Source organism: Chamaesiphon sp. OTE_20_metabat_361, assembly GCF_031364565.1.
Window position 1 is genome coordinate 1 of record NZ_JANLWO010000492.1, and the last position, 3,618, is coordinate 3,618.

The following is a 3,618-nucleotide window of genomic DNA, read 5'->3' on the forward strand; positions in this document are numbered from 1 at the left end:
CGCGGATCGCCCGCCACCCTAAAGCCCAAAGTCTAAAACCTAAAGCCTAATTAAGTTCTACCCCCAACACCTAGCGATGCGGATCGAACAATTGCAAGCCTTTTTAGCAATTACCGAGACTGGCAGTTTTCAGCAGGCTGCTCGTACCTGTGATTGTACCCAATCGACCATCAGTCGCCAAATTCAGTCTCTAGAAGAAGATTTGGGGATTTCCTTGTTTCATCGCCATCATCAGGCAAAATTAACTATCGGCGGCGAACGGCTCCTTCCCCACGCGCGGAAGATTTGTACTGAATGGCAACTCGCACATCAATCGATCGAACACCTTTTAGCGGGGAAACAACCCGATTTGTGCGTTGCCGCAATTCATTCAGTGTGCGCGAATATTTTGCCCCCAATTTTGCAGCAGTTTTGTCAGCGTCATCCACTGGTGCAACTGCGAGTCACCGCATTAGGCAGCGATCGAGCCTTAAAGGTGCTCAAGGATGGTTTAGTGGACGTCGCCATTGTGATGGACAATCGGATGTTTACCACCAGTCCCGAGACGATCGTCCAAAATCTCTATCAAGAACCGATCGAGATCCTCATGTCCGCCGATCATCCTCTGGCTCAATACAACCTAGTACCTTGGATCGAACTCGTTAAGTATCCACAGGTAGTATTCAAGGACGGATATGGAATGCAGCGACTAGTGCAAGAACAATTTAGCAAACAAGGTAGCAAACTCCAGGCGGTGTTAGAATTGAATACGCTAGATGCCTTTCGGGGGGTAGTCAGACAGGGTAAATTAATCGCATTATTACCTAAATCGGCACTGCTCGACCTTCACAACGATTCAACTCTGGCAGCAAGAGCGATCGAATCCATCCCTCACAGCGGCATCAATCTCTCCCGTCAAGTTGTCCTTGTGACGACTAGCGACAGACTCCAGATTCCTCCGATTAAATTTTTCTGCGATTTAGTCAGTCAGCAGTTGACAGAGAACAGTTGACGGAGAGCAGTTGACAGATGGGAGACGGGGAGACTGGGGGATGGGGGGACTGTGAGATCGGGATTGTTCAAACTTTACCATCTACTCATCTCCCAACTCCCCTCTCTCCCAACTCCCCTCTCCCAACTCCCCTCTCCCAACTCCCATCTCCCATCTACCCTCCACCCTCCACCCTCTACCCTCTCCCAATGAGCGATCGATTTCGGAAATTCGTCCAAATAATTGGCAGTGGGCCGCACACCGGGAAGAGTTTGACGCGTGAGGAAGCAGCAGAAGCAATGGAAATGATGCTGCTGCAAACAGCCACGCCTGCCCAAATTGGGGCATTTCTGATCGCGCATCGGATCAAGCGACCGACGGGGGCAGAGTTAGCGGGGATGTTGGATGCTTATGCCAGTATGGGGCCAAAATTAGAACCTGTTGCCAGCCATCACCGCGCGCCAGTTATTTTGGGGATACCTTATGATGGTCGATCGCGGACTGCGCCGATCGCGTCCATTGTCGCACTAATTATGGCAGCGGCAGAAATTCCGGTCATCTTGCACGGTGGCGATCGAATGCCGACTAAATATGGCATTCCCCTCATCGATATCTGGCAAGCCTGGGGAATTGATTGGACGGCGGTATCTCTCGATCGCCTTCAGGCGATCTTTGCCGCCACGGGGTTAGGCTTCATCTACACCCCCACTCATTTCCCCGCTGCGGCGGGACTGACGCCCTATCGCGACCAAATCGGCAAACGTCCTCCGATCGCCACTTTGGAGCTATTGTGGTGCCCTTACGCTGGTGATGCTCACCTGATATTTGGTTACGTCCATCCACCGACCGAACAGACGGCACTTGTCGCCGCGACACTCCGCGACACGCCCCACAAAATTACCACCGTCAAGGGCTTAGAAGGCAGTACCGATCTCCCCCGCGATCGCACGGTAATTGTTGGCGTACATCGATCGGGACGCGAGTTGGAGCGAATTTTCTTGCATCACTACGATTATGGTTTAAGTAATGTTAATCCACCCTTACTTGCCACTCCAGAATTAATGGTTGAATTTGCAAATGTTTTGGCAGCGAAGCCCTCAGATTTACTCGATTCAGTCATCTGGAATGCCGGATTTTATTTATGGCATTGTGGCGGCGCTAGCGATATGATGACAGGGATGCAGTTAGCAACAGTATTATTAACTAGTGGTGCCGTTTACGATCGGTTGGCACAGATTGCCGCAGCTTTGAATGAGTAAATGAACAGACACTAATTAATCACGATCGCAGAGTAGAGCCACAGATAGATGACATCTAAGACTAAAAAATCACCAAACACACAGCCGACGATCGTCCGGTTATTTCATTGGATTAATATCGTTAGTTTATTTGGCACGATCGCGAGTGGCTTGCAAATTTATAACGCCAATCCCGTATTTGGCGGACGAGAAGGCATTCATATTCCCTGGCTACTGACACTCGGTGGCTGGTTGGCTGGCGGTCGCAACTGGCATTTTGCTCTAATGTGGATTTATGGCTTAAATCTTTTAGCATACGGAATTTATATATTCTGGACTAAAAGATGGCGCGATCGATTTGTAGACGAGCGCGATATCAGAGCGCTCCAAGCTAGTAGTAATCCTAAACGACGTCAATATGCTTGGCATCGGCTGGTTTATACCAGTATTATTCCGATTTTATTACTTGCGATCGCGACAGGTTTATCGATGTATCAACCAGTGCAATTTTATTGGTTGTCTTCGTTATTTGGCGACTGGCAGACACTTCGCACGGTTCATTTTATGACTGTCCCGCTGGTTTTGTTATACACGCTGGTACATTCTATTTTAGCATTAGGGATTGGCGACGGAAAAATTGCTACGTCATTTCTAAAGTTAAAGAATGTCGATCTGTAATGTAAATATCTGTGGTGTTGACAAGTTTTATTTAACATTAAATTAAGAGGATGTCTGAAAAGTAGCTAGCGGTTGAAACCGCTGCTAATGAGGCAAAGTCCACCTACGTGGACTAAGAGTTTTCTTTAACCCGCGAAGGCGGGTTTTGCAAATGTAGCCGCGATTTTAATCGCTAGGCTACCTAAGATCTGACTTTTCAGACATCCTCTAAGATCTAATACATCTAGTTACTCCCTAAAACCTAAAACCTAAAACCTAAAGCCTAAAACCTAATTTCTATGAATGATGAAACACCAGAAGCAACCGGACGAATATCTCGAAGACAGCTCCTCAAATGGGCTGGAGCCGGATTGCTAGTAAATGCGGCTGGTACATTGCTTTACGATCCGATCGGGCGGTTGTCGATGCCGCTGAATGAAGCAGTTGAAGCCCTGTTATTGTCGTCAAAACCAACACCAGAATTTCCGATCTCCGCGATCGAACCCGATCGCCTGATTGTCAATAGTTTTCGTGGTACACCTAAGATCGACATCGCAAACTTTCAACTCAAGATTTCAGGTGAAGTAGCTAACCCCTTGAGTTTGAACATGGCAGAGATTCAACAATTACCTTTAACATCAATGGTAATTCGTCAAGTCTGCGTTGAAGGTTGGGCGGCGATCGTCCAATGGGGTGGCGTCAGATTGCAAGACTTATTACAGATCGCCCAGCCGCGATCGAGTGCTAAATATG

Annotated in this window: 4 protein-coding genes; all 4 read left to right on the forward strand. The window is 48.1% G+C overall.

What is annotated here, in order from left to right; all coding sequences use genetic code 11:
* Positions 1 to 76 precede the first annotated feature (76 nt).
* Entirely contained in the window at positions 77 to 991 is a 915-nt protein-coding gene (locus RMO35_RS14375; protein WP_309742010.1) for a LysR family transcriptional regulator, read from the forward strand.
* A gap of 188 nt (positions 992 to 1,179) precedes the next feature.
* On the forward strand, positions 1,180 to 2,229 hold the full coding sequence (locus RMO35_RS14380) for an anthranilate phosphoribosyltransferase family protein (RefSeq protein ID WP_309742012.1): 1,050 nt from the start codon (positions 1,180 to 1,182) through the stop codon (positions 2,227 to 2,229).
* A gap of 48 nt (positions 2,230 to 2,277) precedes the next feature.
* Complete coding sequence (locus tag RMO35_RS14385; protein WP_309742014.1) at positions 2,278 to 2,886, forward strand: cytochrome b/b6 domain-containing protein; 609 nt, start codon at positions 2,278 to 2,280, stop codon at positions 2,884 to 2,886.
* Positions 2,887 to 3,164: 278 nt separating this feature from the next.
* Positions 3,165 to 3,618, forward strand: a 454-nt coding sequence (locus RMO35_RS14390) for a molybdopterin-dependent oxidoreductase (protein WP_309742015.1), incomplete at its 3' end; no start/stop codon positions are given.